Origin of the sequence: Nesterenkonia sp. E16_10 (assembly GCF_017347085.1) — a bacterium.
Classification (GTDB): domain Bacteria; phylum Actinomycetota; class Actinomycetes; order Actinomycetales; family Micrococcaceae; genus Nesterenkonia.
Genome location: NZ_JADPSA010000022.1, coordinates 105,072 through 126,743 on the forward strand (window position 1 = coordinate 105,072; position 21,672 = coordinate 126,743).

Genomic DNA, 21,672 nt, shown 5'->3' on the forward strand with positions numbered 1-21,672 from the left:
CGCAGTGGCGAGCTCAGGACCCCTCGGAGTGTCCGGGCATCGAGACCTGGTCCACCGGCACAGAGAAGCAGATCCCGTGGGACTCTCCGCGCTTGAACAGGACCTCATGCAGGGAGTCGGTGATGGGCTGGACCTTCTCCTCGGGCACGACCATCATGAGCACCGACTGCGCGCCCGTGAAGCGGACCCCGAAGAACGTCTTGTGTGGATGAGCCCCCACGCCGCGCGCCGAGAGCGCCGTGACTCCGGTGGCCCCAGCGTCCTCGACCAGCGAGATCGCTCTCTCCTCCTGATCGTCGGGGATCACGACAAAGACCACTCTGTGCGACATCATGTCTCCTCGGGGAACGTCGATGAGGAATCTCGAGTTCGCGCCATGGCGGCGAATCTCACGACGCAAGCATAGGCGAGGACCGCGATGACCGGGCCGACCGAGGCGAACGCGATGAGCCCGAAACCATCCATGAGCATGTCCCTTCCCGGAGTGGCGGTGGCCAGGCCGATTCCCAGGGCCGTGATCAGCGGGACGGTGATCTCACTGGTGGTGACTCCACCAAGGTCGAAGGAGATGGGCACGAGGTCCTTCGGCGCCAGCAGCAGCAGGAACAGCGCGAGCAGGTAGAGCCCGATGATGATCGCGACGAAGGAACCCCCGGCAAGGATCCGCAGCACGCCGACTCCGATCCCCGCCGCTACACCGCAGGCCACCAGGACTCTGAGCGTGTTCGCGTTCAGCCGCTTCTCGGAGATCTCCTGCGCCTCCTCGCTGATGGCCATCAAGGCAGGCTCGGCCATGGTGGTGGCGAATCCGATCAGGACACCGAAGGCGATGATGAGCAGGGTCTGATCCGTCTCGATGAGCTGCGCCGCCATCTGGCTGCCCATCGGTAGGAGTCCGATCTCCAGCCCTACGATGAACCCATAGAGCCCGAGGATGACCATCCCGAAACCGACCGTGACCCCGATGGGATTGCCCAGGCGCCTGCGCAGCACCACGAACTGGAAGAACAGCACCACGGCGATCACCGGAAGCACGTCACGGACCACGGTCATAAGTCCCACAAACAGCTCCAGCCACCAGGGCGCTTCATCTGTTGAACCGGTGGGAGCCACTGACCCGGCATCGCTGAACCGGTACACCACGATTCCGTAGAGCTGGACACTGATCATGGGGACCATGACGCACAGCGCCACCAGACCGAAGCCGTCTCCCAGACGGCTCCGACCACGGATCGAGGCGGCCATGCCGATCCCGATGGCAGCGATGAGCGGCACCGTCACGATGTTTGTGGTGACCCCGCCCGAGTCATAGGCCAGACTGGCGACCTCCTCCGGTGAGATCAGCGTGAGCCCGATGACCACGGAATAGCCGATGAGCAGGACCCGGTGCAGGGCCCAGCCCAGGAACACCCGCAGCGCACCGAGCACCATCACCATGCCCACGCTCAGCGCGATCACGAATCGGAGGGTCATGCTGTTGATCCGACCCTCGCTGACCAGCTCCGCCTGGTCCACGACCGAGATCAGGGCGGGCTCAGCAATGACCGCCGCGAACCCGATGAAGAAGCAGAAGGGAAGAAGCTTCCATAGCGACGCCGTCTTCACCAGCTTGTTGGTGATCGACTTCCCGACCGGGAAGACGCTGCGCTCCAGGCCCTCGAGGAAGAGCGCGATCCCCGCCGCGACGATCACCAGGCCAAGGAGTATGGAGCCCGCTCCTTCGGGGATCTGGCGAAAGACCGCCGCCTGGAACAGCACGACGACGAGCAGGATCGGCAGAAGCGCCCTGAGCGCGTGGATGAAGCGTCGTCGCAGCGAACCCAGCAGCTTCACGTCGGGTCCCTCCTGCGCAGCCGCTGCACCTCGACGTCGAAGAGTGGAGCTCAGGGAGTCGAACCCCTGCGGCCAGGTGGACCCGCGGCGTCGGCCATTTATAGAATATGGGCATGTGACCTTCACCACCGAGGATACGGCCCACGATCAGATCTGAGCAGAACGGATCACCATGACCTCATCCCTCCCTGAACTCATCCACCAGGACTCGATCGCACTGGATGCCGAGGCGTCCGACTGGCGGTCCGCGATCCGTCTCGCCGGTGGCCTCTTGGAACAGGCAGGCATCGCCTCTGCCCGGTACACCCAGGCCATGATCGACAGTGTCGTCGAGAACGGCCCCTATATCGTGATCGCCCCTGGCTTCGCGTTCGCGCATGCCCGCCCCTCTGAGGCCGTCCACCACACCGGCATGTCCTGGGTGCGACTGAAGGAACCGGTGGATTTCGGAAGCGGCGAGAACGATCCGGTCTCTCTGATCGTGGCTCTTGCCGCCGTAGATTCCAAGGACCATACACATGCCCTGGCCGAGCTCAGCGGCGTTCTGGGTGATGAAGACACCCGTGCCGCTCTGGACGCCGCCCCCTCCCCCGCCGCCATCTCCGCCATCCTCAGAGGAGAAGACGAACCCACTCCCGCTGCAGACACCAAGAGCCGGTCCTCGGGCGGCGACGAACAGCACCTGATCCTCACGGTCTGCGGCAACGGCCTCGGGACCTCCCTGTTCCTGAAGAACACCCTTGAGGGCGTTCTAGACACCTGGGGGTGGGGTCGACACCTGAACGTAGAAGCCACCGACACCATCTCCGCTCGCGGGCGGGCCTCGGAGGCGAAGGCCATTCTCACCTCCGGCGAGATCGCCAAGTCCCTGGGCGACGTCGGCGTCCCGGTCAAGGTGATCGAAAACTTCACCAGCAAGGACGAGCTCGACAACGCACTGCGCGAGCTCTACAACGTCTAAGGAACAGATATGGACTGGCTCGTCGCAATCCCAGAGTTCCTCGTCAACGAGATTCTCTCCGTTCCAGCGTTCCTGATCGGCATCATCGTCGCCGTCGGACTGATCGCGCTCAAGAAATCCACCGGACAGATCATCGGTGGTGCCATGAAGGCGATACTCGGCTTCCTGCTGATCGGCGCAGGGGCCGGGCTTGTCGTGGCGTCCCTGGACCCGCTGGGGGTCATGATCCAGGGGGCAACCGGCGCCCAGGGCGTCATACCCACCAATGAAGCCATCGTCGGCATCGCCCAAGAGACCTACGGCGCGCAGGTGGCATGGCTGATGATCCTCGGATTCGCCATCAGCCTGGTCTTGGCGCGGTTCACGCCGCTGAGCTACGTCTTCCTCACCGGCCACCACATCCTCTTCATGGCGACGCTGCTGACCATCGTGCTGGCCACCGCCGGGTACTCAGGGCCACTCACCGTAGGACTTGGCGGCGTTCTGCTGGGCATTCTGATGGTCTCCCTCCCGGCCTTCTCTCAGCCCTTCACCCGGAAGATCACCGGTGATGACAGCATTGCCATGGGGCACTTCGGCACTGCTGGCTACGTCGCGGCAGGAACTGTGGGACGCCTGGTCGGTGGCAGGTCGAGCCGATCCACCGAAGACCTGAAGCTGCCCGAAGGCCTGCGGTTCCTGCGAGACTCCATGGTCGCGACCGCGCTGTCCATGGTGATCATGTACGTCGTGGTCGCCATGATCTACTTCGCCCGCGAAGGTGAGGCGGCGTACGAGGCGTTCGACGGTGGGGCCGAGAACTTCGGCAACTTCATCATGCTCTCGGTGACCCAGGGACTGCAGTTCGGCATTGCCGTAGCAGTCATACTCTTCGGTGTGCGCACCATCCTGGGCGAGATCGTCCCTGCGTTCCAGGGCATCGCCGCCAAGATCGTCCCCGGCGCCATCCCCGCCCTGGATGCACCGATCGTCTTCCCCTACGCGCAGAACGCCGTGCTGATCGGGTTCCTCTCCAGCTTCACCGGAGGACTGGTGGGGCTCGCAGCGCTGACCCTCTGGCTCAACCCGGCGCTCGGGCTGGCGCTGATCCTGCCGGGTCTGGTGCCGCACTTCTTCACCGGCGGCGCAGCGGGTGTCTACGGCAACGCCACCGGTGGTCGGCGCGGCGCAGTGGCAGGCGGTTTCGTCAACGGGCTCCTCATCACGTTCCTGCCGGCACTTCTGCTCCTGGTCCTCGGCGATTTCGGAAGCGCCAACACGACGTTCGGAGACACCGACTTCGGCTGGTTCGGCATCCTCGTCGGCTATGGAGCAGGCATCGGCTCGATCGGGGGCATCGTGGTCGTCGCCGCCCTGGGACTGCTGATCCTCGGTGCAGCGATCCTGGTCCAGCGTCGCGTCGTCGACCGGAACTGGGATGCCTCGCCGCATCGACCCGAGCAGGCCGAAGGGTCCTCGACCGAGGCCCCCGTGGCCGGCACCCATGGTCAGTATCCGAAGATCGAACCGCCCCGGGGAGCCCCAGCCCCACCTGCGCGGAGCTGAGTCGACGCTCAGCTTCTACGGCACCGTCTAGATCCGCTGGACCCGCGGGCCTAGGCCAGGATCCGTTGCAAGAGCACCCGTGCGCCCTCTGCCCGCAGGGTCTGCAGGGCATCGGCGTAGGGCCCGGTGAAGGCTGGCTGGTCCACCAGGTCACCGAAGAGCTCCTCGTCGCGCAGGAATGCCAAGATGTCCTCATCGTGGGACGCAGCACGATCCATCACGCGCTCACGATGCCGGTCCACGACCTCCCACTTCTCCCCGTTCTCGCCGACGCCCTCGGCATAGCGCGCCCAGGAGGCCACTATCGCCGCCGAGGCCGTGACATCACGTCCGGCGGCGAGGTTCTCCCGAATGACCGGCACCAGCCAGGTGGGGATTCGGTCGCTGGACTCCGCCGCCAGGCGCGCCAAAGCGTCGGCCACGTACTCATTGCCGAAACGCTGCATGAGCTGGTCCTTGTACTGCTCCAGATCGGTTCCGGGGACCTCACCCACGGCGGGGGTGCCCTCGTCATCCATGTAGCTCTTCCGGGTGAACCTGGCCAGGTCCTCGTCGTTGACTGCCTCGTGGGCGTAGGTGTGCCCCAGCAGCAGGCCGAAGTAGGCGATGGCCTGGTGACTGCAGTTCAGCAGCCGAAGTTTCATCAGCTCGTAGGGCTCGACGTCGTCGACCATCTGGACTCCGACCCGCTCGAACGCCGGCCGGCCCGCCGGGAAGCGGTCTTCCAGGACCCACTGGATGAAGTCCTCGCTGACCACCGGCCAGGCGTCCTGCACCCCGAAGCTCTCGGCCACCATGGCACGGTCAGCGTCGGCGGTGACCGGGGTGATCCGATCCACCATGCAGTTGGGGAAGGCGACGTGCTCGGCGATCCACTCCGCCAGCTGCGGGTCCTTGTGCTGGGCGTAGGCGAGCAGCATCCGCCGAGCCAGGTCGCCGTTGCCGCGCACGTTGTCGCAGGAGAGCACGGTGAATGCCTGCTCCCCCGCGTCACGACGACGGCGCAGCGCCTCGATCACATAGCCGAACATGGTCTTCGGAGTCGCACCGGAGGCGAAGTCCGCCGCCAGGTCCTCCGCGACCGCAGGAGTCTCGAACTGGAACTCCCCGGTGGAGGCGTTGTAGTTATATCCGCCCTCGGTCACGGTCAGGGAGACGATCCGCACTGCCGGATCCGTCATCCGAGCCAGAACCGCCTCGGGGTCATCGGGAGCGAAGAGATACTCCGCCAGCGTGCCGATCACCCGGGCATCACGAGTTCCGTCGGGCGCTTTGGTCACCAAGGTGTAGAGCCCGCCCTGCGGGACCAGGGCGTCACGCATCCGCACATCTCCGGGAAGCAGCCCGACGCCACAGATGGCCCAGTCCATGGCATCACCAGCGCTCATCAACCGGTCGAGATACAGCGCCTGGTGCGCTCGGTGGAAGCCTCCCACCCCAAAATGCACGATCCCTACGCGCCGTTCGGCGAGGTCGTAACCAGGCGCCGCCGGGGCGCCTGGAGCAGCGGAAATCTGATTCAGGGCGGAGGTGCTGAGCGTGATCATGGCCACACTGTATCAATCATGCACTCATTTGAGCACTACAAGTTTCTCATCTGAGATCAGTTGAGCGACTCGCTGATCCGCGCGGCAAGCTCAGCCGGAATCACCAGATCGTCGACAAAACCTGCTCGGGCCGCGGCGATCACGGCCTCCGGGTGCTCCACCGCCGCAGCAACGGCCACCACATGAGCCCTGCGCAGCTGCTCCGGACTCACGCCGATCACTCGATCCTCCATCCCCGAGAGTGCGATCTCACCGTTGAGGTCCATCAGAATCCCGGAACACTCGGCAACCACGCCGCCCTTCTGCGCCTGCGCCTGCTCCTCGGCATTCAGTCGCCCCCAGAACGTGGAGGTGCCAGGACCCCAGGCGCCGATGGCGACCACCGCGACGTCGAGCTCATCTGCCGCACTCAGGGCCGCGCTCACCTCATCCACCCCGCGCAGCGCCGCCGCAAGCTCCGCCGTATCCATGATCAAGGGAGTGGGGAGCGGCCAGACTTCCCCGCCTGCCGCAGCACCGAGCGAATGGATCAGCGCTGAGGCCGCCGCTGTCGAGGTGCCCGGGGCGCTGAGCGCCCCCACCAGCTGCACGACGTCCACCCGGGGCAGATCGGTCAGGAACTCCGGCAGGTGCATCAGCGTCCGGGACCAGGCAACACCCAGCCGACCACCCTCATGCAGCCGGTGTGGCAGGAGACCTGCGGCGTGCCGCGCCAGAGCCGGGCGCATCGATTCGCCGGGGCGCGGGGGCACCACGGTCACCGAGTTGATCCCGAGCGACTCATGAAGACCGGCGAACTGGGGGTTGGGGTCTGTGGGGTCCTCGATGGTGATGCGCACTATGCCCTTGGCGAGCGCCTCGTCCAGAAGACGCGCCACCTGGAAGCGGGAGACGTCATGTCGACGGGCAATCTCGACCTTGGAGAGCCCCTCCCGGTAGTGCTCGGTGGCGATCGTCGCCAGCAGCACCAGATGATCCGCAGCCATTGTTCCTCCATGCTCAATTCCTGTGAGCATAACGGCCACTCACGCCGCCGCTGAACTCCGCGGCTGCCACCCGTCTCATCCAGGCCCCGAGCCGCCTAGAGATCACCCATCCGCATTGCCCCGGTTACATATTGTGACTACAGTCACCTAACAAGTGAGCAAACTACTTCGATCAAATGAGCGCACTCTTTTGCTGGACCTCGCAGAACGGATGACATTATGGGAAGCAACGGACCACGGCTGACAAGGCGGACGCTGCTCGGCGCCGGCCTCGGCGGTGCGGCGCTGACGCTGAGCGGCTGCGGCGGAGGGACAACCGGCGCCGGGGGACGCGAGTCGATCGTCGTCGCCATCGTCTCGAACCCGCAGATGCAGGATGCCATCGGGCTGATCGAGAACTTCAGGAGCACCCACCCGGGCATCGATGTCCGCTTCGTCTCGCTGCCGGAGAACGAAGCCCGGGCGAAGATCACCGCCTCGGTCGCCTCCGGTGGTGGCGAGTTCGACGTCGTGATGATCTCCAATTATGAGACCCCCATCTGGGCGGCCAACGGCTGGCTCACGAACCTCGATCCCTATATGTCAGAGACTCAGGGGTATGACCCCGATGACTTCATCAGCACCATCAGCGATGCCCTCTCCTACGAGAACAAGCAGTACGCCGTTCCCTTCTACGGGGAGTCCAGCTTCATGGTCTACCGCGAGGACCTCTTCGAAGAGGCCGGGCTCAGCATGCCGGAACGGCCCACCTGGGATCAGGTCCGCGAGTTCGCCGAAGTCCTCCACGCGCCCGATCAGGGACGTGCGGGCATCGCCCTACGTGGTCTGGCCGGCTGGGGCGAGAACCTCGCGCCGCTGAACACGGTGATCAACACCTACGGTGGCCGCTGGTTCGATATGGACTGGCGCCCCATGCTGGACTCCCCCGAGGTCGAAGCGGCCGTGAACACCTATGTGGACACGGTGCGGACCTGGGGCCAGCCCGGCGCCGCCACCGCCGGGTTCGGCGACTGCCTCACCCAGGTTGCCCAGGGCAACGCGGCCATGTGGTACGACGCCTCCTCCATGGTCAACGGCATCCAGGACCCCGGATCCTCGCTGGTCGCGGATAAGGTCAACTACGCCCTGGCCCCCACCATGGAGACCGACTACGCCGGCTGGCTCTACGCCTGGAGCCTCGCCGTCCCGGCGACCAGCCCACGCAAACAGGCCGCCTGGGACTTCATCGCCTGGATGACCCACCCCGAATACTTCCAGCTGGTCGGCAATGAGCTCGGCTGGGAGGGGCTGCCTCCGGGCTCTCGCGACTCCACCTACGAAATCCCGGAGTACGCCGAGATCGCCAGCAACTACGCCGAGCCGACGCTGAATGCCATGGGCAACGCGAACCAGGAGAACTGCATGGTCCACGAGGTGCCCTACGACGGGCTGCAGTTCGTGGCGATACCGGAGTTCCAGGACCTCGGCACCCGCGTCGGGCAGCAGATCTCAGCCGCGATCGCCGGTCAGCAGACCGTGACGGAAGCGTTGGACCAATCGCAACGCTTCGCGGAAGCCGTTGCCCAGACCTACGGATGGGAGGCTTGAGATGACGACGACGAAGAACCCGCCTCCCGCCGTCGCGGCTGACACTCACGCCGCGACGAAACCGGCACCGCAGCAGAGTTCACGGACAAAGGCTGACCGCGCAGAAGCCTGGCGTCGGCGCGCTCCACTGATGCCGGCGCTGATCTTCCTGATCATCGTCACCCAGGTCCCGTTCCTGCTGACCATCTGGTACTCGTTGCGCTCGCGCAACCTGTTGCGCCCCGAGGGTGAACAGTTCGTCGGCCTGAGCAACTACGGCGACATCTTCCTCGACTCCACCTTCAGGCAGGCGGCGCTGAACTCGGTGCTGATCACCCTTGGCTGCGTGTTCCTCGCGATGCTCCTGGGACTCGGACTTGCGCTGCTGCTGGACCGGAAGTTCTTCGGTCGCGGGATCGTGCGCACCCTGCTGATCACGCCGTTCCTGATCATGCCGGTGGCCGGAGCACTGCTCTGGAGCATCTCCATGTTCAACCCGACCTACGGGCTGGTGAACTGGCTGATCGGACTGGTGGGGATCTCACCGGTGGACTGGACCAGCGAGTATCCGATGTTCTCCGTGATCGTCGCCCTGGTGTGGCAGTGGACGCCCTTCATGATGCTGCTGCTTCTGGCAGGACTGCAGTCCCAGGCCCGCGATGCCCTGGAGGCAGCCTCCGTGGACGGCGCATCGGCCTGGCAGACCTTCCGCTACATCACCCTGCCGCACCTGCGCTTCTACCTGGAGCTCTCCGTGCTCCTGGGCGCGATCTACGTGGTCAACACCTTTGATCACATCTACCTGATGACCGCCGGAGGCCCCGGCACGGCCAGCGCCAACCTGCCGTTCTACATCTACCAGCGCGCGTTCCTCGGCTTCGACATCGGTCAGTCTGCGGCCATGGGCGTGGTCACCGTGATCGCCACCATCGCGCTGGCGCTGCTGGCGCTGCGGCTCATCTTCACAAGCATCAACGCGAAGGAGCAGTCATGAAGAATCCGGTATGGGGCCGCTTCCTATCCGTGGCCACCTGGATCATCGCGCTGATCTTCTTCGCCCCGGTGGCGTGGATGGTGCTGACCAGCTTCAAACAGGAGACCGACGCCGCGAGCTCGCCTCCCAGCTTCTTCTTCGAACCCACTCTGGACCAGTACCGGGCCATCTTCACCTCGGATGCCGGTCCGTACTTCATGAACTCGGTGATCGCCACGGTCACCTCCACCATCCTGGTGCTGCTGCTCGCGATCCCGGCCGCGTACGCCTTGAGCATCCGACCGGTGGAGCGGACGCAGGATGCGCTGTTCTTCTTCATCTCCACCAAGATGCTTCCGGTGGTGGCGGTGATCATGCCGATCTATGTGATCGCAGGCCAGATCAAGATGCTGGACAACATCGCGACGCTGATCATCCTCTACACCGCGATGAACCTGCCGATCGCCGTCTGGATGATGCGTTCCTTCTTCCTGGAGGTCCCGGGCGAGGTCCTGGAGGCCGCCTCACTGGATGGAGCTTCGCTGCTGGGCACGATGCGCAGGGTCTTGATTCCTATGGTGGCCCCGGGCATTGCCGCAACCTCGCTGATCTGTGTCATCTTCGCTTGGAACGAGTTCTTCTTCGCACTGAACCTCACCGCGGCGAATGCGGCCACGGCCCCGATCTACCTGATGAGCACGATGACCTCCGAAGGCCTGTTCCTCGCCCGGCTTTCGGCCGCCTCGGTCCTGGCTTCACTGCCGGTGGTCCTGGCCGGTTGGCTCGCGCAGAAGCAGCTGGTGCGCGGACTCTCCATGGGTGCGGTCAAGTAGAGGGGGAATCCGCAGCGGTGGAGCTAAGGGGAGTCGAACCCCTGACCTCGTCGATGCGAACGACGCGCTCTACCAGCTGAGCTATAGCCCCGTGACCTGCCGCTCGCCCTGAAGACCGGACTTCTCCAGCCAGCCGGACCCGCGGCGTCGGCGCTTCCAGGATAATGGATGTGTGACTTCTTCTGCTGAGACTGCCTCTTTCAATCCCACCCCGCCCTTCGGACTGCTGCTGGATGTCGACGGGCCCATCGCCTCTCCGGTCAGCCGCTCCGTCGCCATCGAGTCCATCGCCCGCGACCTCGCCGGCATGGCCAATCAGGGCATCCCGGTCATCTTCAACACCGGACGCTCCGACGATTTCATCGCCCAGCAGGTGATCCCGCCGATGCGCGCCGCCGGACTGCTGCCTGACGCGCCGGTCTTCACGATCAGCGAGAAGGGCGCGGTCTGGGCCGAGATCACCCCCGAGGGCCTCGGAGAGATCCACATCGACGAGGAGCTCACACTGCCCACCGCTCTCTTCGATGACGTCCGGGACCTGGTGGCCGAGCGGTTCAGCGGGCACATGTTCTTCGATGAGACCAAGCGCTCCATGGTCTCCGTGGAGCAGTCCACCGAGGTGGAGAACAAGGACTACCTGGAGGCGCAGAAGGAGTTCGACGCCGCCATCCCGGCCCTGTTGAGCAAGCACCAGCTGGAGCATGTCCGGATCGACCCGACCATCATCTCCACGGACGTGGAGCACAAGGGCGTGGGCAAGGACGTCGGTGCGCAGCGCTCGCTGAGGCTGCTCGAGGCGCGTGGGATCACCGCCCAGACCTGGTTCACCATGGGGGATTCCCGGACCGACTACGCCATGGCCACCTGGCTGCATGAGCGCGGACTGCCGGTCAGCCACGTGGACGTGCGCCCCGAGGACGGCGTCCCGGAGACCGAGTACGAGGTGCTCACCTCCTCCACCGGTGCGATCCATGACGAGGCCGGGGCCGAGTTCCTCAGCCGCTGGGCTGCCGATCCGGAGAACACCAGGGCCGGCCGCGGTGACTGAGCCGCCTGAGCTGACTCTGCCCGACGTCGCCGCCTGGCGCGCCTGGCTGGATCAGCACGAGGACGATTCCGACGGCGTCTGGCTGGTGATGGCCAAGAAGGGCGTCACCTCACCGACCTCGTTGGGCTACGGCGAGGCGCTGCAGGAGGCGCTGTGCAGTGGGTGGATTGACGGGCAGCGCAGGGCCCGGGATGAGACCACGTTCCTGCAGCGGTTCACCCCGCGCCGGAAGGCCTCGATCTGGTCGCAGCGCAACGTCGGATACGTTCAGGCGCTGATCGCTGAAGGCCGGATGCGAGCACGCGGCTTCGCGGAGATCGAGCGGGCCCAGGCGGATGGCCGCTGGGATCGGGCCTACGCGGGCCAGGCCGGCGCCGAGGTGCCGGCCGATCTCGCGGCAGCCCTGGAGGTCTCCCCCGCGGCGCAGGCGACCTTCGAGGCGCTGAGCAGTCAGGGCAGGTATCACGTGCTGCATCAGCTGATGATCGCGGGGAATCCGGCGACGCGGACCCGGCGGATCGAGAGGTTCACGGAGCAGCTGAGCCGCGGGGAGACGCCGTAGGTCTGCGACTCTGCGCCGACTCAGCGGCCTGGGTGGACCAGCCGCAGGTGCCGCTCAGCTGCTCAGCCGCTGAACCGGTGCTGCCGGATCCAGGCATGCATCGCGATCCCGGCCGCGGTGCCGGCGTTGATGGACCGGGTAGAGCCGAACTGCGCGATGGAGAGCGTGTCCGTGGCGGCTTCCCGCACCTCCTCGCTGAGCCCGGGCCCCTCCTGACCGAAGACCAGCACGCAGCGCTGGGGCAGCGCATAGGTCTCGATCGGCCTGGAGTCCGGGAACAGGTCGACGCCGAGCACCGGCAGCCGCTCGGACTCGGCCCAGGCCACGAAGTCCTCTACAGAGGGGTGGTGGCGGACATGCTGATAGCGATCGGTGACCATGGCGCCGCGGCGGTTCCAGCGGCGGCGACCGATGATGTGGACCTCTTTGGCCAAGAACGCGTTGGCGGTGCGCACCACGGTGCCGATGTTGAAGTCGTGCTGCCAGTTCTCGATGGCCACGTGGAAGTCATGCCGGCGCACATCGAGGTCCGCGACGATCGCCTCGTGAGACCAGTAGCGGTACTCATCGGTGACGTTGCGGCGATCGCCCTCACGCAGCAGCTCCGGGTCGTAGTGCTCACCCGCTGGCCAGGGTCCGTCCCACGGGCCCACGCCGATCTCGCGTTCGGTGGGCGTCTGTCCCGCGCCCCCGGCATGCCCCTGTTCATCCATGGATTCGAGGCTATCCCACCGGTGAGACCCCGCAATGCGGTGATCCGTGGCCAGAACCTCGGAGTCAGTTCACCCGCGCCAGCAGGAATCCGTCCCACCCCTTGAGCCCCACGGTCTGCAGCGCGGTCGCGCTGAGTCGCTCATCGGCCTCGATCATTGTCATCAGAGTGCGGATCCCTTGAATATCCGGGTCGGTGCTGTCCTGCTCGAGCACCGCGCCGGAACGCACCACGTTGTCGATGACGATCACCGTCCCCGGGTGTGACAGGGCCAGGGAGGCTTCCAGATAATGCGGATTATTGGCCTTGTCCGCGTCGATGAACACCAGGTCGAAGGGTTCCGCCTGCTCCTGGATCAGCGCCTCCGCCGATTCAAGCGCCGGGCCGACCCGGACCTGGACCCGTTCGGCCACCCCGGCGGCGTGGAAGTTCCGCCGGGCCACCTGAGCGGCCGCAGGGTCGATGTCCAGGGTGACCACGGCGCCGTCGTCGTCCATGGCTCGGGCCATCCAGATGCTTGAGTACCCGGCAAGGGTGCCGAACTCCAGGATCCGGGAGGCGCCGGTGATCTGCACCAGCAGACCGAGGAAGGCGCCCATGCTCTGGGTGACATCGATCCCCGGGGTCACGGTCTCCGCGGAGCTGCGCCGGGTGTCCGCGAGCGCCTGGTCCTCTCGCACCAGGTGGTCGATCAGGTAGGTGTCGACGGCGGCGAAGTCATCCTGTGCTGTGCCCATGAAAGCACCCTAGGTCCTCGAAGCCGGCGCGGACCAGGGCGGGGTGTCTGCGGGAGGGCGGATGCGGTTGGGGCGGATGCGGTTGGGGCGGATGCGGGGATTAGGCTCCTGCTATGCCTGACGCTGCCGTGCCCGCTTCCCCCGCCCCCTCCGTGCGCATCCGGGAGGCCGAGCTGCCCGATCTTGACGCGGTGGTCGAGATCCAGGCGCACTATGCGCATCACACGGTGACCACGTTCAGCGAGGAGCCGATGAGCGTGGCGGAGTGGGCGCAGAGTCTGCAGGAGAAGCGAGCGGCGGCGCATCCGTTCCTGATCGCGGAACAGGATGGGATCATTCTGGGCTTCGCCTATGCCGGGCACTGGCGACGGAAATCCGCCTACCGGCACACCGTGGAGGACACGATCTACCTGCGTCCCGGCGCAGAGGGACGCGGCGTCGGGCGTGCGCTGTTGACCGAGCTGCTCGCCCGGTGCGAGGCCGCCGGGCACCGCCAGGTGATCGCGGTGCTCACCGACGACGCCTCCACCGCCGCCTCCTATGCGCTGCACGTGAAGCTCGGGTTCACCGAGGTGGGACGGCTGGGCGATGTGGGGATCAAACGCGGGCAGACGCTGAGCACGGTGCTGATGCAGCGCTCACTGGGGAGCTGAGTTCCGGCCGAGGCCGCCGAGAGCCGCGCGAACCTGGGCCGCGGCACGCTGAAACCCCTCCCGAGAGTCCTCCGAGTTGAAGCGCAGCACCTTCCACCCTTCCGCGAGGAAGATGTTGTCGCGTCGCTGGTCGGCGCGCTGCTGCTGCGGGGTGAAGTGGGTGTCGCCCTCGTACTGGATCGCGATCTTCCGCACCGGGTAGCCCAGATCCGCCCGCGGGGACCAGCGGTGTCCGGGCTGGGCGGGGACCTGGAGCTCTGGTTCCGGCAGCCCCGCCCGGATCAGCGCGAGCCGGAGCAGCGTCTCCTGGATGGAATCCGCGCCCACCCGCACCCAGGTCAGGGCGGCGAGGCAACGTCGTCGTCCCGGGACTCCGCGGGAGCGATCTACGAGGGCCGCGAGCTCCTCGGGGGTCGTGTGCGGTTCCCTCCGGCTCTCGAAGCGTTGATAGGGAAGGCGCACCAGCTGGTCCCCCAGGATGATCAGCTCGCGCACGCTGCAGAGGCTGGCGAGATCGAGCCACGTTCTCCCGGGTGAGCTCACTCGGACGCCCCCGCGCGTGGTCACGTTCTGCGCCCCGGCCGAGACACGATGCCCACAGACCCCTTGCCGGCGGGTCCACAGGCCGGGCTCCGGCGCATGGGACAGGTGCAGTCGGTGATCCGTCAGGAGGCGGTTGGGGAGCCATAGGCCGTGGATCTGGGCCGCACTCGAGTGGGAGAGCCATGCGTCTGGACGCTCCCGTAGGAGTGCGGCAGCTTTGAGCTGAAGCGTCTCCCGTGGGGTGCGTCGAGCTACGAACACCCGGACCGCGTAGACACCAGCCCCCAGTGCGACGATGTCTTTGCGTCGGAGGCGTTCCCGGGGCACTCCCCCGCGAAGCGCCTCGGCAGCAGTGAAGGCACGTCCGGTGAGCTCCTTCGGCAGTGGGTGCACAGGGCCAGTGTGCCCAAGGACCCCGGATGAACCTCTGGTTATCCACACAGCATCATCTAGTGGACGATTTGAGGGACTTCTTCCGTAAATTCGGCCCTATTTTTCCCTCATATCGACCACTGGATGGCGCGCAGGGATGCTGACCACGATCGACCCCAGTCCAAGCGCTGCCAGTCCCGCCAGGACGCCGAACATCGCTTCGTAGCTGCCCAGCCATTCGGCCAGGATGGCACCCAAGAACGGAGCGACCGCCACGGCGAGCATCATGGGACCGTTGAGCACCCCCGAGAGCCGGCCGTACTCACGGGTCCCCCACCGGTCGGTGACCGCGGTGGCCTGCAGCAGCGTCACGATCCCTCGGGCGACGCCGGCCGCCATGGAGATCACGACCAGCAGCACCGCCGCAGTGATGTTCCAGGCCAGCGCCGCTGTGGTCAGGGCCAGCAGCGCGTAGATCAACGCGCTGCGCTGCCGCAGGGTGGTGCCGCGATCCAGCCGCGCGTAGAAGACGCGGCCGATGACCTGGCCAAGCCCGCCCAGACCGAGCACCCAGGCCGCCACCATCGGGGACACCCCGCGCTCAACGAGCATCGGCACCAGGTTGATCAACCCGGCGTACATCGCCACCGCGCCCAGAGACATCCCGACCACCAGCAGGATGTAGGCGCGACTGCGCATGATCGTGGCGGCGTAGTCCCGCCTGGGTGGCTGGACCGGAGGCTCCAGGGAGGTCGGGTCGACGACGCCCCCGGCGACCTCGGTGGTCTCGGCGGCGGTGGTCTCGGCGGCGGAGACGAGGTCGGCCGACTCGTCCACGTGCTGCGCAGGCCAGGGCCTGCGCAGCACCCGTGCGTGGACCGGGACCACCAGCACACCGAGCACCAGCGCCAACACCAGATAGGTCTCGCGCCAGTCCAGCTGCGTGGCCAGCGCCTCGGTGACCGGTGCGAAGACCGTGCTCGCCAGGCCCCCGGCCAAGGTCACCATGGTCAGAGCGAAGATTCGCCGAGACCCGTACCACCGGGTCAGCGCCGCGAAGGCCGGCGGATACAGCGTCCCTGACATCGCCACACCGATGACCAGCCAGCCCATCAGGAACACCCAGTACGACGGTGCGACGGAAACGCCCAGCAGCCCCAGGACTGCGAGCGCCGCCCCGAGGGTCATGATGTGCCGGGGTCCGCGGCGGTCCAACACCCGTCCCAGCGGCACCCCGAGCAGTCCGGAGACCACCAGTGCCGCAGAGAACGCAGCCGTCAACGCGGTGGCGGACCAACCGGTGTCCGCGGCGATGCGCGGCAGCAACACCGGGAACGCATAGAAGAGCACACCCCAGGAGGTGATCTGGGTGAGGCAGAGACCGATCAGGACTGCCCGCTTGGAGGGGTGAGTCTGCTCGGTCTCGCGCACCGCGGATCAGCCTGGTTCAGCCGGGCTCAGCCCGCCTCAGTCCAGCCCGAGGTCGTTCTTGGAGTACGCGAAGAGATACGGCACCCCGGCCGTGGCCTCGATGTGCTCCTTGGCACCGGTGTCGCGGTCCACGATCACGGCCACCGCCTGCACGATCCCGCCGGCAGCCCGCACGGCCTCGACGGCGGTCAGCGCGGAGCCGCCGGTGGTCGAGGTGTCCTCCAGGACGACCACCTTCTTGCCCTCCACGCTGGGGCCTTCGACCTGACGGTTCATGCCATGGGACTTCTGCGCCTTGCGCACCACGAAGGAATCCGTGGCGGCGCCGTCCCGCGCCGCAGCATGCATCACGGCGGTCCCCACGGGGTCGGCCCCCATGGTCAGCCCGCCGGCGGCGACGTAGTCGATGCCGGCCTCCGCCAGGAGCTGCCGGATGACCCTGCCGACGAGCGGGGCGGCCTCGTGCTGCAGGGTGATCCGGCGCAGGTCGATGTAGTAGTCGGCCTCCTTGCCCGAGGAGAGCGTGACCTTCCCGCGCACCACGGCGAGCTCACTGATCAGCTCTTGCAGCCGCTGACGATCAGCGGCATGCTCAGCGGAGGTGGCGGAGGGCTGGGGGGTTCCGGCGGTCTCAGTCATGACCCCCATCCTAGCTATCGGCCCGGCCCCGGCCTGGCCCGGAATCCGGGTCAGTCCCCACACCTGGCCCTGCCGCCGAATCCGACCCGGTCCCCGGATCCGGGTCGACGTCCTCGTGACGCGGTCCTGCCCCGCCGTCTCGTCCAGTGGCTGGGGGTTCCGAGACCTCGTGCTGCGCCTGAACGATCCGCTCCACGAACCACGAGGCGATCGTCGCGGTGACGGAACCGAGCAGTGCGATGCCGGCGATCATCAGCCCGATCGCGATCAGACGACCAAGCCCGGTGACTGGATAGTAGTCGCCGTAGCCCACCGAGCTCATCGTGACGCAGGTCCACCAGATCGCGTCCCCGAAGCTGGTGATGTTCGCCCCCTCGGCATTCTGCTCCGCGTCCAGGACCGCCAAGGAGGCCACCAGCACCAGCATCATCGAGACGCCAGCCAGGTAGATCGACACCTTCTCGCGCAGCGCAGAGCCCACCGTGCGGTGCAGCACCGCGACCACCTTGACCAGACGCAGCAGCAGGAGCGGCCGCAGGAACGGCAGCACCGCCATCGCGAGTTCGTGCAGGTGGGTCAGGAACCAGCGTCCTCGGTTCCGCGCCAGCATCAGACTGATCAGGTAGTGCAGAGCGAAGATCGCCCAGACCCCGAACATAAGCGTCCGCGGCCAGGAGACCTCGGCGGCCCGGGTGTTCGCCAGCACGAGATACGCGTACACCGCCAGGAAGACCAGCGCCACGATCGTCAGCGGAAGCTCTGAGGCCTTCTCCCACCGGCGATACCGATCCCCGAAGTCGACCTCGGAACGGGTCCGGGTTCCGCGGGACCCCGGTGCGGATGCCTCGTCTGGTGCCATCAGAGCGTCCCCCTCGGTCCCGCGGGGTGGTGTCGATCCAGCGTACCCAGCGGCTCGTTCCGACGGCCATGCCTGGCACACCGGAAGGTGCAGCTCCAGGGTCACGGTCAGCCTATCCGCGGGCTCCGCAGTCGGATCCGTGGGACACATAGCCGTCAGTCATCTGAGCGAAACCTGCCCCTGAGTAGAATCAGGGCATGCGTGATCTACAGACAGACATCGTGGAAGAGATGGGCGTCAAGCCCGAGATCGATCCTGCGGCGGAGGTCAGTCGGCGGGTCGAGTTCCTGGTGGAATACGCCAAGACCGCTCGGGCCAAAGGCTTCGTGCTGGGCATCTCCGGGGGCGTGGACTCCTCGCTGGCGGGCAGGCTCTGCCAGCTCGCGGTGGAGAGGCTGCGCGAGCAGGGCCACGAAGCCCAGTTCCACGCCGTGCGCCTGCCCCACGGGGTCCAGCATGACGCCGACGACGCCGACGCCGCGCTGGAGTTCATCGCACCCGATCAGACACATACCTTCAATATCGAGAAGGCCGTGAACGGGGTCAACGCCGCTTTCGACGAGGCTCTGGGCCGGCCGATGCGCGATTACCACCGCGGCAACGTCAAGGCCCGGCTGCGGATGACCGTGCAGTACGCCATCGGCGGGGAGAACGACGCGCTGGTGATCGGGACCGATCACGGGTCCGAATCCATCACCGGGTTCTTCACCAAGTACGGCGACGGCGGCGCCGATGTGCTGCCGCTGTTCACGTTGAACAAGCGCCAGGTCCGCCAGCTGCTGCGCCACCTCGGCGCCTCCGAGACGCTCTGGTCCAAGGCCCCCACCGCGGACCTCCTCGATGACAAGCCCGGCCAGCTCGATGAGACCGAGCTCGGGATCAGCTACGACCACATCGATGACTACCTCGAGGGCCGCGAGATCCCGGACAGCGAGGCGGCTGTCCTTGAAGAGCACTACCTGCGCACCCGACACAAGCGCACCGTCCCGGTGACCATCCAGGACGACTGGTGGCGCCACGGCTGAGCATCAGCCTCTGCGGTGACCGCCGCCGGTGACGCCGAGCGGCGTCGTCGTCGGGGGCCGCTGGTAGTTTTGGACCCATGCGGATTGCGACATGGAATGTGAACTCGATGCGGGCCCGGGCCGACCGGGTCGAGGCCTGGTTGGATCGATCGGACGTGGACGTCCTGGCGATCCAGGAGACCAAGTGCAAGGACGAGAACTTCCCCTGGGAGCTCTTCGAGGCCAACGGCTACGACGTCGCGCACTTCGGGCTGAGCCAGTGGAACGGGGTGGCCATCGCCTCCCGAGTCGGCATGAAGGACGTGGAACGGACCTTCCAGGACCAGCCGGTGTTCGGCAAGGGCGGCAAGGACCCCATCCAGGAGGCCCGCGCCATCGCCGCGACCTGCGGCGGAGTGCGCATCTGGAGCCTCTACGTCCCCAACGGGCGCTCCCTCGAGGACGAGCACATGAGCTATAAGCTCGCCTGGCTGCGGCAGCTCAACGAGCACGCGCAGTCCTGGCTGAACGAGGAGCCCAAGGCCCAGATCGCGCTGATGGGCGACTTCAACATCGCCCCGCAGGACGAGGACGTCTGGGACATCGACTTCTTCCGCGAGCAGGGCCTGACCCACGTCTCAGCACCCGAGCGCGAGGCGTTTCAGGGCTTCCTGGACAGCGGCTACACCGAGGTCGTCCGGCCCCACACCCCCGGCCCCGGGGTCTACACCTACTGGGACTACACCAAGCTGCGCTTCCCCAAGAAGGAAGGCATGCGGATCGACTTCGTGCTGGGCTCGCCCGCGCTGACCGAACGCGTCACCTCCGCCTCGATCGACCGTGAGGAGCGCAAGGGCAAGGGCGCCTCCGACCACGCTCCCGTGCTGGTGGAGCTGGGCTGATCCAGCAGAGCCGGAACAGCGACTGAACGACGACGGCGCCTGGTCCTCCACGTGGAGGATCAGGCGCCGTCGTCGTTGTGCCAGGAGGAGGCGGAGGCTCAGCGGCTGTTCTTCAGCTCAGATCGCAGCGCTTCGATCTCGCTCCGGGTCCCGGCGGTGTTCTGCGAGGTGCGGACCAGCGCGATCATGAACTCCAGCGAGATCCGGATCAGGATCAGGTAGATCGCCGCGGGAATCCAGCCCAGCAGCAGAACGATCATGCCTTCCGCAGCGCCGTCGCTGAACGCCGCAATGACCACGACCAGGTAGCCCAATGCGATGAACGCGATCAGGATCGCGTAGATGAACTTGGCGAACTTCACGGCCACGAAGCTCTGGAACGAGAAGTCGAAGAGCGCCGCAAAGAAGTTCTTGCCCTCTGGCGACCTGTGCTTCGTCGGGGCTCCCTGAGACTGCGGGTACGGCTGCTGGTACGGCTGACCGGGGTACTGGCCGGGGTACTGCTGACCGGCCGGACCGGGCTGACCCTGGCCGGGGCCCTGGCCGGGCTGACCAGGCTGGTTGGGCTGGTTGGGCTGGTTGGGCTGGTTGGGACCGGGGTAGCCGCTCTGCTGCTGTCCATACCCATAGCCCGAAGGGCCGTAGCCGGAGGGACCGGCACCTGGCGCCTGCTGGTGCGGCGGCGCTGGCTGGCCGTAACGACCCGCCTCGGGCTGACCTGGGACCGTTCCGGGCGGGTTCGGCGACTGGCCAGGGGGACGCCCGGGGACGCCGGGCTCGTTCGGAGCAGCGCCCAATGGTCTGGTGGGCTGGTGACCCGGTGAGTCGGCGTCTTCAGGGGTCTGTTCCCGGCGCTGGCCCGGATTCTGGTCCTTGCCCTCGGAAGGTTCGTCCTGGCCTGGGTGCTGAGTCATGGCGCCTCCTATGATGTGCGGTCGCTCCGCGTCGTTCTCAACCTATACGAGGCGATCTTGAACAGTCGAGCATTCCACCCGCAGGTCAGGACGAGCGCCTATCCCCATCCTCGGAGTCAGGGGAAGCCTCAGAGGTTGCGGCCCGGATGCGCTCGGCGAGCGATGCAGGCGGCTCCTCCTCGTCCCAGGTCATCTCCGCAGCGTCCAGGCGGGCCGCAGTCGAGCCAAGCTCTGCGAGCTCCACGTCGATCGAGGGGTCTGCGGCTCGGGCCTGGTCAAGCTCAAGCCACTCCTGGTCACTGAGACCGCCCGTCAGCGCCCCGGCGATGAGCTCCGCGCGCCGCGAAGGCCGTTCCGTCATCGTGCGCGTCACCTCCCATGGCAGCCCGAAGGGACCTCATCCCGTAATACATCCGCGTCCGCAGGGTCGCGACCGGAATCCCGGTCCGCTCCGAAAGCTCTTGGTAGCCTACGCCGTCCAGCTGAACTGCGGCAATCACCTCTCGGTGCTCGTAGGTGAGGGTCGCGAGGGACTCATAGAGGACCAGACGCTCCACGATGAGCAGGTCCTCGGTCACGGGCTCGCTCGCCCACTCGATCTTCTCCGCATCCGAGGGCGCCGGGCGCCGGGCGCGAGCGCGCAGCGCATCGATGACCAGATTCCGGGTGATGGCAAACAGCCAGGTCCGCACGGATCCCCGTGAGGTGCGGTACCGATCCCTGCTCCGCCAGGCCCGGATGAAGGCTTCTTGGACGCAGTCCTCAGCCTCGGTGCGGTCCCCGAGCGCGTTGAGCGCGAACGAATAGAGCGCACCACCATGTTCGGCGAAAGCTACCTGCACCTCGAAGGGCGAGTCGTCATCGGCGCGCATAGAAGACACCTCTGCCCGATCTGGCAGGAGGTGAGCAAGGTTCCTCCTCCGCCGTGGACCTCACCGAGAACTCCGGCGCTACCCGGTGCCAGGCGGCTTCCCGGGCCATGACGGAACCACGGAGCGGACGGGTGCGACCGGCGAGCAGCTTCACGGGGGTGTGGTGCTGAACGGAGGAAG

Annotated in this window: 22 protein-coding genes and 1 tRNA gene; 10 read left to right on the forward strand and 13 right to left on the reverse strand. The window is 66.6% G+C overall.

Annotation, left to right across the window (positions count from 1 at the left end):
- Positions 1 to 13 precede the first annotated feature (13 nt).
- Together I2487_RS06780 and I2487_RS06785 are read right to left on the reverse strand one after the other, a co-directional pair.
- Positions 14 to 334, reverse strand: coding sequence for a P-II family nitrogen regulator (locus I2487_RS06780; protein ID WP_207171364.1), 321 nt, complete (start codon positions 332 to 334; stop codon positions 14 to 16).
- Positions 331 to 1,833, reverse strand: a complete 1,503-nt coding sequence (locus I2487_RS06785; protein WP_207171363.1) for a DUF1538 family protein — start codon at positions 1,831 to 1,833, stop codon at positions 331 to 333. Before I2487_RS06785 ends, I2487_RS06780 begins: the two co-directional genes overlap by 4 nt.
- Positions 1,834 to 2,005: 172 nt before the next feature.
- Between I2487_RS06785 and I2487_RS06790 the strand changes: the two genes are divergently transcribed.
- Both I2487_RS06790 and ulaA read left to right on the forward strand, forming a co-directional pair.
- Complete coding sequence (locus I2487_RS06790) at positions 2,006 to 2,794, forward strand: PTS sugar transporter subunit IIAB (RefSeq protein ID WP_207171362.1); 789 nt, start codon at positions 2,006 to 2,008, stop codon at positions 2,792 to 2,794.
- A 9-nt stretch (positions 2,795 to 2,803) separates the two neighbouring features.
- Complete coding sequence (gene ulaA, locus I2487_RS06795) at positions 2,804 to 4,339, forward strand: PTS ascorbate transporter subunit IIC (RefSeq protein WP_207171361.1); 1,536 nt, start codon at positions 2,804 to 2,806, stop codon at positions 4,337 to 4,339.
- Positions 4,340 to 4,389: 50 nt separating this feature from the next.
- Here the strand turns inward: ulaA and I2487_RS06800 are convergent, their stop codons facing one another.
- Entirely contained in the window at positions 4,390 to 5,886 is a 1,497-nt protein-coding gene (locus I2487_RS06800) for a mannitol dehydrogenase family protein (RefSeq protein ID WP_207171360.1), read from the reverse strand.
- A 56-nt stretch (positions 5,887 to 5,942) separates the two neighbouring features.
- Positions 5,943 to 6,872: a sugar-binding transcriptional regulator gene (locus tag I2487_RS06805; protein ID WP_255546010.1), complete on the reverse strand. Its 930-nt coding sequence runs from the start codon at positions 6,870 to 6,872 to the stop codon at positions 5,943 to 5,945.
- Positions 6,873 to 7,091: 219 nt separating this feature from the next.
- Here I2487_RS06805 and I2487_RS06810 point away from each other — a divergent pair, with 219 nt between their 5' ends.
- Genes I2487_RS06810 through I2487_RS06820 form a run of 3 tightly spaced genes read left to right on the forward strand, consistent with a single transcriptional unit; the run spans position 7,092 to position 10,244 of the window.
- Positions 7,092 to 8,459 carry an ABC transporter substrate-binding protein gene (locus tag I2487_RS06810; RefSeq protein WP_207171358.1) on the forward strand — a complete coding sequence of 456 codons (1,368 nt, stop codon included), beginning with the start codon at positions 7,092 to 7,094 and terminating at the stop codon, positions 8,457 to 8,459.
- A 1-nt stretch (position 8,460) separates the two neighbouring features.
- Entirely contained in the window at positions 8,461 to 9,432 is a 972-nt protein-coding gene (locus tag I2487_RS06815) for a carbohydrate ABC transporter permease (protein ID WP_207171357.1), read from the forward strand.
- Positions 9,429 to 10,244, forward strand: coding sequence for a carbohydrate ABC transporter permease (locus I2487_RS06820; protein ID WP_207171356.1), 816 nt, complete (start codon positions 9,429 to 9,431; stop codon positions 10,242 to 10,244). Before I2487_RS06815 ends, I2487_RS06820 begins: the two co-directional genes overlap by 4 nt.
- An 18-nt stretch (positions 10,245 to 10,262) precedes the next feature.
- Here the strand turns inward: I2487_RS06820 and I2487_RS06825 are convergent.
- A tRNA-Ala gene (locus I2487_RS06825) sits at positions 10,263 to 10,335 on the reverse strand.
- A gap of 81 nt (positions 10,336 to 10,416) precedes the next feature.
- On the opposite strand from I2487_RS06825, the gene I2487_RS06830 reads away from it, so the two are divergent.
- Entirely contained in the window at positions 10,417 to 11,292 is an 876-nt protein-coding gene (locus tag I2487_RS06830; protein ID WP_207171355.1) for a Cof-type HAD-IIB family hydrolase, read from the forward strand.
- Entirely contained in the window at positions 11,285 to 11,854 is a 570-nt protein-coding gene (locus I2487_RS06835; protein WP_345941351.1) for a YdeI/OmpD-associated family protein, read from the forward strand. Before I2487_RS06830 ends, I2487_RS06835 begins: the two co-directional genes overlap by 8 nt.
- A 62-nt stretch (positions 11,855 to 11,916) precedes the next feature.
- Here the strand turns inward: I2487_RS06835 and I2487_RS06840 are convergent, their stop codons facing one another.
- Together I2487_RS06840 and I2487_RS06845 are read right to left on the reverse strand one after the other, a co-directional pair.
- Positions 11,917 to 12,567, reverse strand: a complete 651-nt coding sequence (locus I2487_RS06840; RefSeq protein WP_207171353.1) for a TrmH family RNA methyltransferase — start codon at positions 12,565 to 12,567, stop codon at positions 11,917 to 11,919.
- Between the two features lie 64 nt (positions 12,568 to 12,631).
- Positions 12,632 to 13,303, reverse strand: coding sequence for an O-methyltransferase (locus I2487_RS06845; RefSeq protein WP_207171352.1), 672 nt, complete (start codon positions 13,301 to 13,303; stop codon positions 12,632 to 12,634).
- 113 nt (positions 13,304 to 13,416) lie between these two features.
- On the opposite strand from I2487_RS06845, the gene I2487_RS06850 reads away from it, so the two are divergent.
- Positions 13,417 to 13,956, forward strand: coding sequence for a GNAT family N-acetyltransferase (locus I2487_RS06850; protein WP_207171351.1), 540 nt, complete (start codon positions 13,417 to 13,419; stop codon positions 13,954 to 13,956).
- Here I2487_RS06850 and I2487_RS06855 read toward each other — a convergent pair.
- The 4 genes from I2487_RS06855 to I2487_RS06870 all read right to left on the reverse strand — a co-directional run bounded on the left by I2487_RS06855 (position 13,942) and on the right by I2487_RS06870 (position 17,800).
- The gene (locus tag I2487_RS06855; RefSeq protein ID WP_207171350.1) at positions 13,942 to 14,892 is read right to left on the reverse strand and encodes a PDDEXK family nuclease; all 951 of its coding nucleotides are present in this window, start codon (positions 14,890 to 14,892) and stop codon (positions 13,942 to 13,944) included. The two genes, I2487_RS06850 and I2487_RS06855, sit on opposite strands and share 15 nt — an antisense overlap.
- Positions 14,893 to 14,988: 96 nt before the next feature.
- Positions 14,989 to 16,302 carry an MFS transporter gene (locus I2487_RS06860; RefSeq protein WP_207171349.1) on the reverse strand — a complete coding sequence of 438 codons (1,314 nt, stop codon included), beginning with the start codon at positions 16,300 to 16,302 and terminating at the stop codon, positions 14,989 to 14,991.
- 36 nt (positions 16,303 to 16,338) lie between these two features.
- On the reverse strand, positions 16,339 to 16,950 hold the full coding sequence (gene pyrE, locus I2487_RS06865; protein ID WP_207171348.1) for an orotate phosphoribosyltransferase: 612 nt from the start codon (positions 16,948 to 16,950) through the stop codon (positions 16,339 to 16,341).
- A gap of 1 nt (position 16,951) precedes the next feature.
- The gene (locus I2487_RS06870; protein WP_207171347.1) at positions 16,952 to 17,800 is read right to left on the reverse strand and encodes a potassium channel family protein; all 849 of its coding nucleotides are present in this window, start codon (positions 17,798 to 17,800) and stop codon (positions 16,952 to 16,954) included.
- A 197-nt stretch (positions 17,801 to 17,997) separates the two neighbouring features.
- On the opposite strand from I2487_RS06870, the gene nadE reads away from it, so the two are divergent.
- Together nadE and I2487_RS06880 are read left to right on the forward strand one after the other, a co-directional pair.
- Positions 17,998 to 18,825, forward strand: a complete 828-nt coding sequence (gene nadE / locus I2487_RS06875) for an NAD(+) synthase (RefSeq protein WP_207171346.1) — start codon at positions 17,998 to 18,000, stop codon at positions 18,823 to 18,825.
- Positions 18,826 to 18,902: 77 nt separating this feature from the next.
- Complete coding sequence (locus I2487_RS06880) at positions 18,903 to 19,706, forward strand: exodeoxyribonuclease III (RefSeq protein WP_207171345.1); 804 nt, start codon at positions 18,903 to 18,905, stop codon at positions 19,704 to 19,706.
- Between the two features lie 98 nt (positions 19,707 to 19,804).
- Here I2487_RS06880 and I2487_RS06885 read toward each other — a convergent pair whose 3' ends face one another.
- Positions 19,805 to 20,620, reverse strand: coding sequence for a DUF4282 domain-containing protein (locus tag I2487_RS06885; protein ID WP_207171344.1), 816 nt, complete (start codon positions 20,618 to 20,620; stop codon positions 19,805 to 19,807).
- Between the two features lie 296 nt (positions 20,621 to 20,916).
- Positions 20,917 to 21,492: an RNA polymerase sigma factor gene (locus I2487_RS06890; protein WP_207171343.1), complete on the reverse strand. Its 576-nt coding sequence runs from the start codon at positions 21,490 to 21,492 to the stop codon at positions 20,917 to 20,919.
- Positions 21,493 to 21,672 lie beyond the last annotated feature (180 nt).

What these genes read in the sequence shown, in the direction of transcription:
- I2487_RS06780 (WP_207171364.1), bottom strand. Translation starts at nt 334, where the DNA reads ATGATGTCGCACAGAGTGGTCTTTGTCGTGATCCCCGACGATCAGGAG.
- I2487_RS06790 (WP_207171362.1), top strand. Translation starts at nt 2,006, where the DNA reads ATGACCTCATCCCTCCCTGAACTCATCCACCAGGACTCGATCGCACTG.
- ulaA (WP_207171361.1), top strand. Translation starts at nt 2,804, where the DNA reads ATGGACTGGCTCGTCGCAATCCCAGAGTTCCTCGTCAACGAGATTCTC.
- I2487_RS06800 (WP_207171360.1), bottom strand. Translation starts at nt 5,886, where the DNA reads ATGATCACGCTCAGCACCTCCGCCCTGAATCAGATTTCCGCTGCTCCA.
- I2487_RS06805 (WP_255546010.1), bottom strand. Translation starts at nt 6,872, where the DNA reads ATGGCTGCGGATCATCTGGTGCTGCTGGCGACGATCGCCACCGAGCAC.
- I2487_RS06810 (WP_207171358.1), top strand. Translation starts at nt 7,092, where the DNA reads ATGGGAAGCAACGGACCACGGCTGACAAGGCGGACGCTGCTCGGCGCC.
- I2487_RS06815 (WP_207171357.1), top strand. Translation starts at nt 8,461, where the DNA reads ATGACGACGACGAAGAACCCGCCTCCCGCCGTCGCGGCTGACACTCAC.
- I2487_RS06820 (WP_207171356.1), top strand. Translation starts at nt 9,429, where the DNA reads ATGAAGAATCCGGTATGGGGCCGCTTCCTATCCGTGGCCACCTGGATC.
- I2487_RS06840 (WP_207171353.1), bottom strand. Translation starts at nt 12,567, where the DNA reads ATGGATGAACAGGGGCATGCCGGGGGCGCGGGACAGACGCCCACCGAA.
- I2487_RS06845 (WP_207171352.1), bottom strand. Translation starts at nt 13,303, where the DNA reads ATGGGCACAGCACAGGATGACTTCGCCGCCGTCGACACCTACCTGATC.
- I2487_RS06850 (WP_207171351.1), top strand. Translation starts at nt 13,417, where the DNA reads ATGCCTGACGCTGCCGTGCCCGCTTCCCCCGCCCCCTCCGTGCGCATC.
- pyrE (WP_207171348.1), bottom strand. Translation starts at nt 16,950, where the DNA reads ATGGGGGTCATGACTGAGACCGCCGGAACCCCCCAGCCCTCCGCCACC.
- I2487_RS06870 (WP_207171347.1), bottom strand. Translation starts at nt 17,800, where the DNA reads ATGGCACCAGACGAGGCATCCGCACCGGGGTCCCGCGGAACCCGGACC.
- nadE (WP_207171346.1), top strand. Translation starts at nt 17,998, where the DNA reads ATGCGTGATCTACAGACAGACATCGTGGAAGAGATGGGCGTCAAGCCC.
- I2487_RS06880 (WP_207171345.1), top strand. Translation starts at nt 18,903, where the DNA reads ATGCGGATTGCGACATGGAATGTGAACTCGATGCGGGCCCGGGCCGAC.
- I2487_RS06885 (WP_207171344.1), bottom strand. Translation starts at nt 20,620, where the DNA reads ATGACTCAGCACCCAGGCCAGGACGAACCTTCCGAGGGCAAGGACCAG.
- I2487_RS06890 (WP_207171343.1), bottom strand. Translation starts at nt 21,492, where the DNA reads ATGCGCGCCGATGACGACTCGCCCTTCGAGGTGCAGGTAGCTTTCGCC.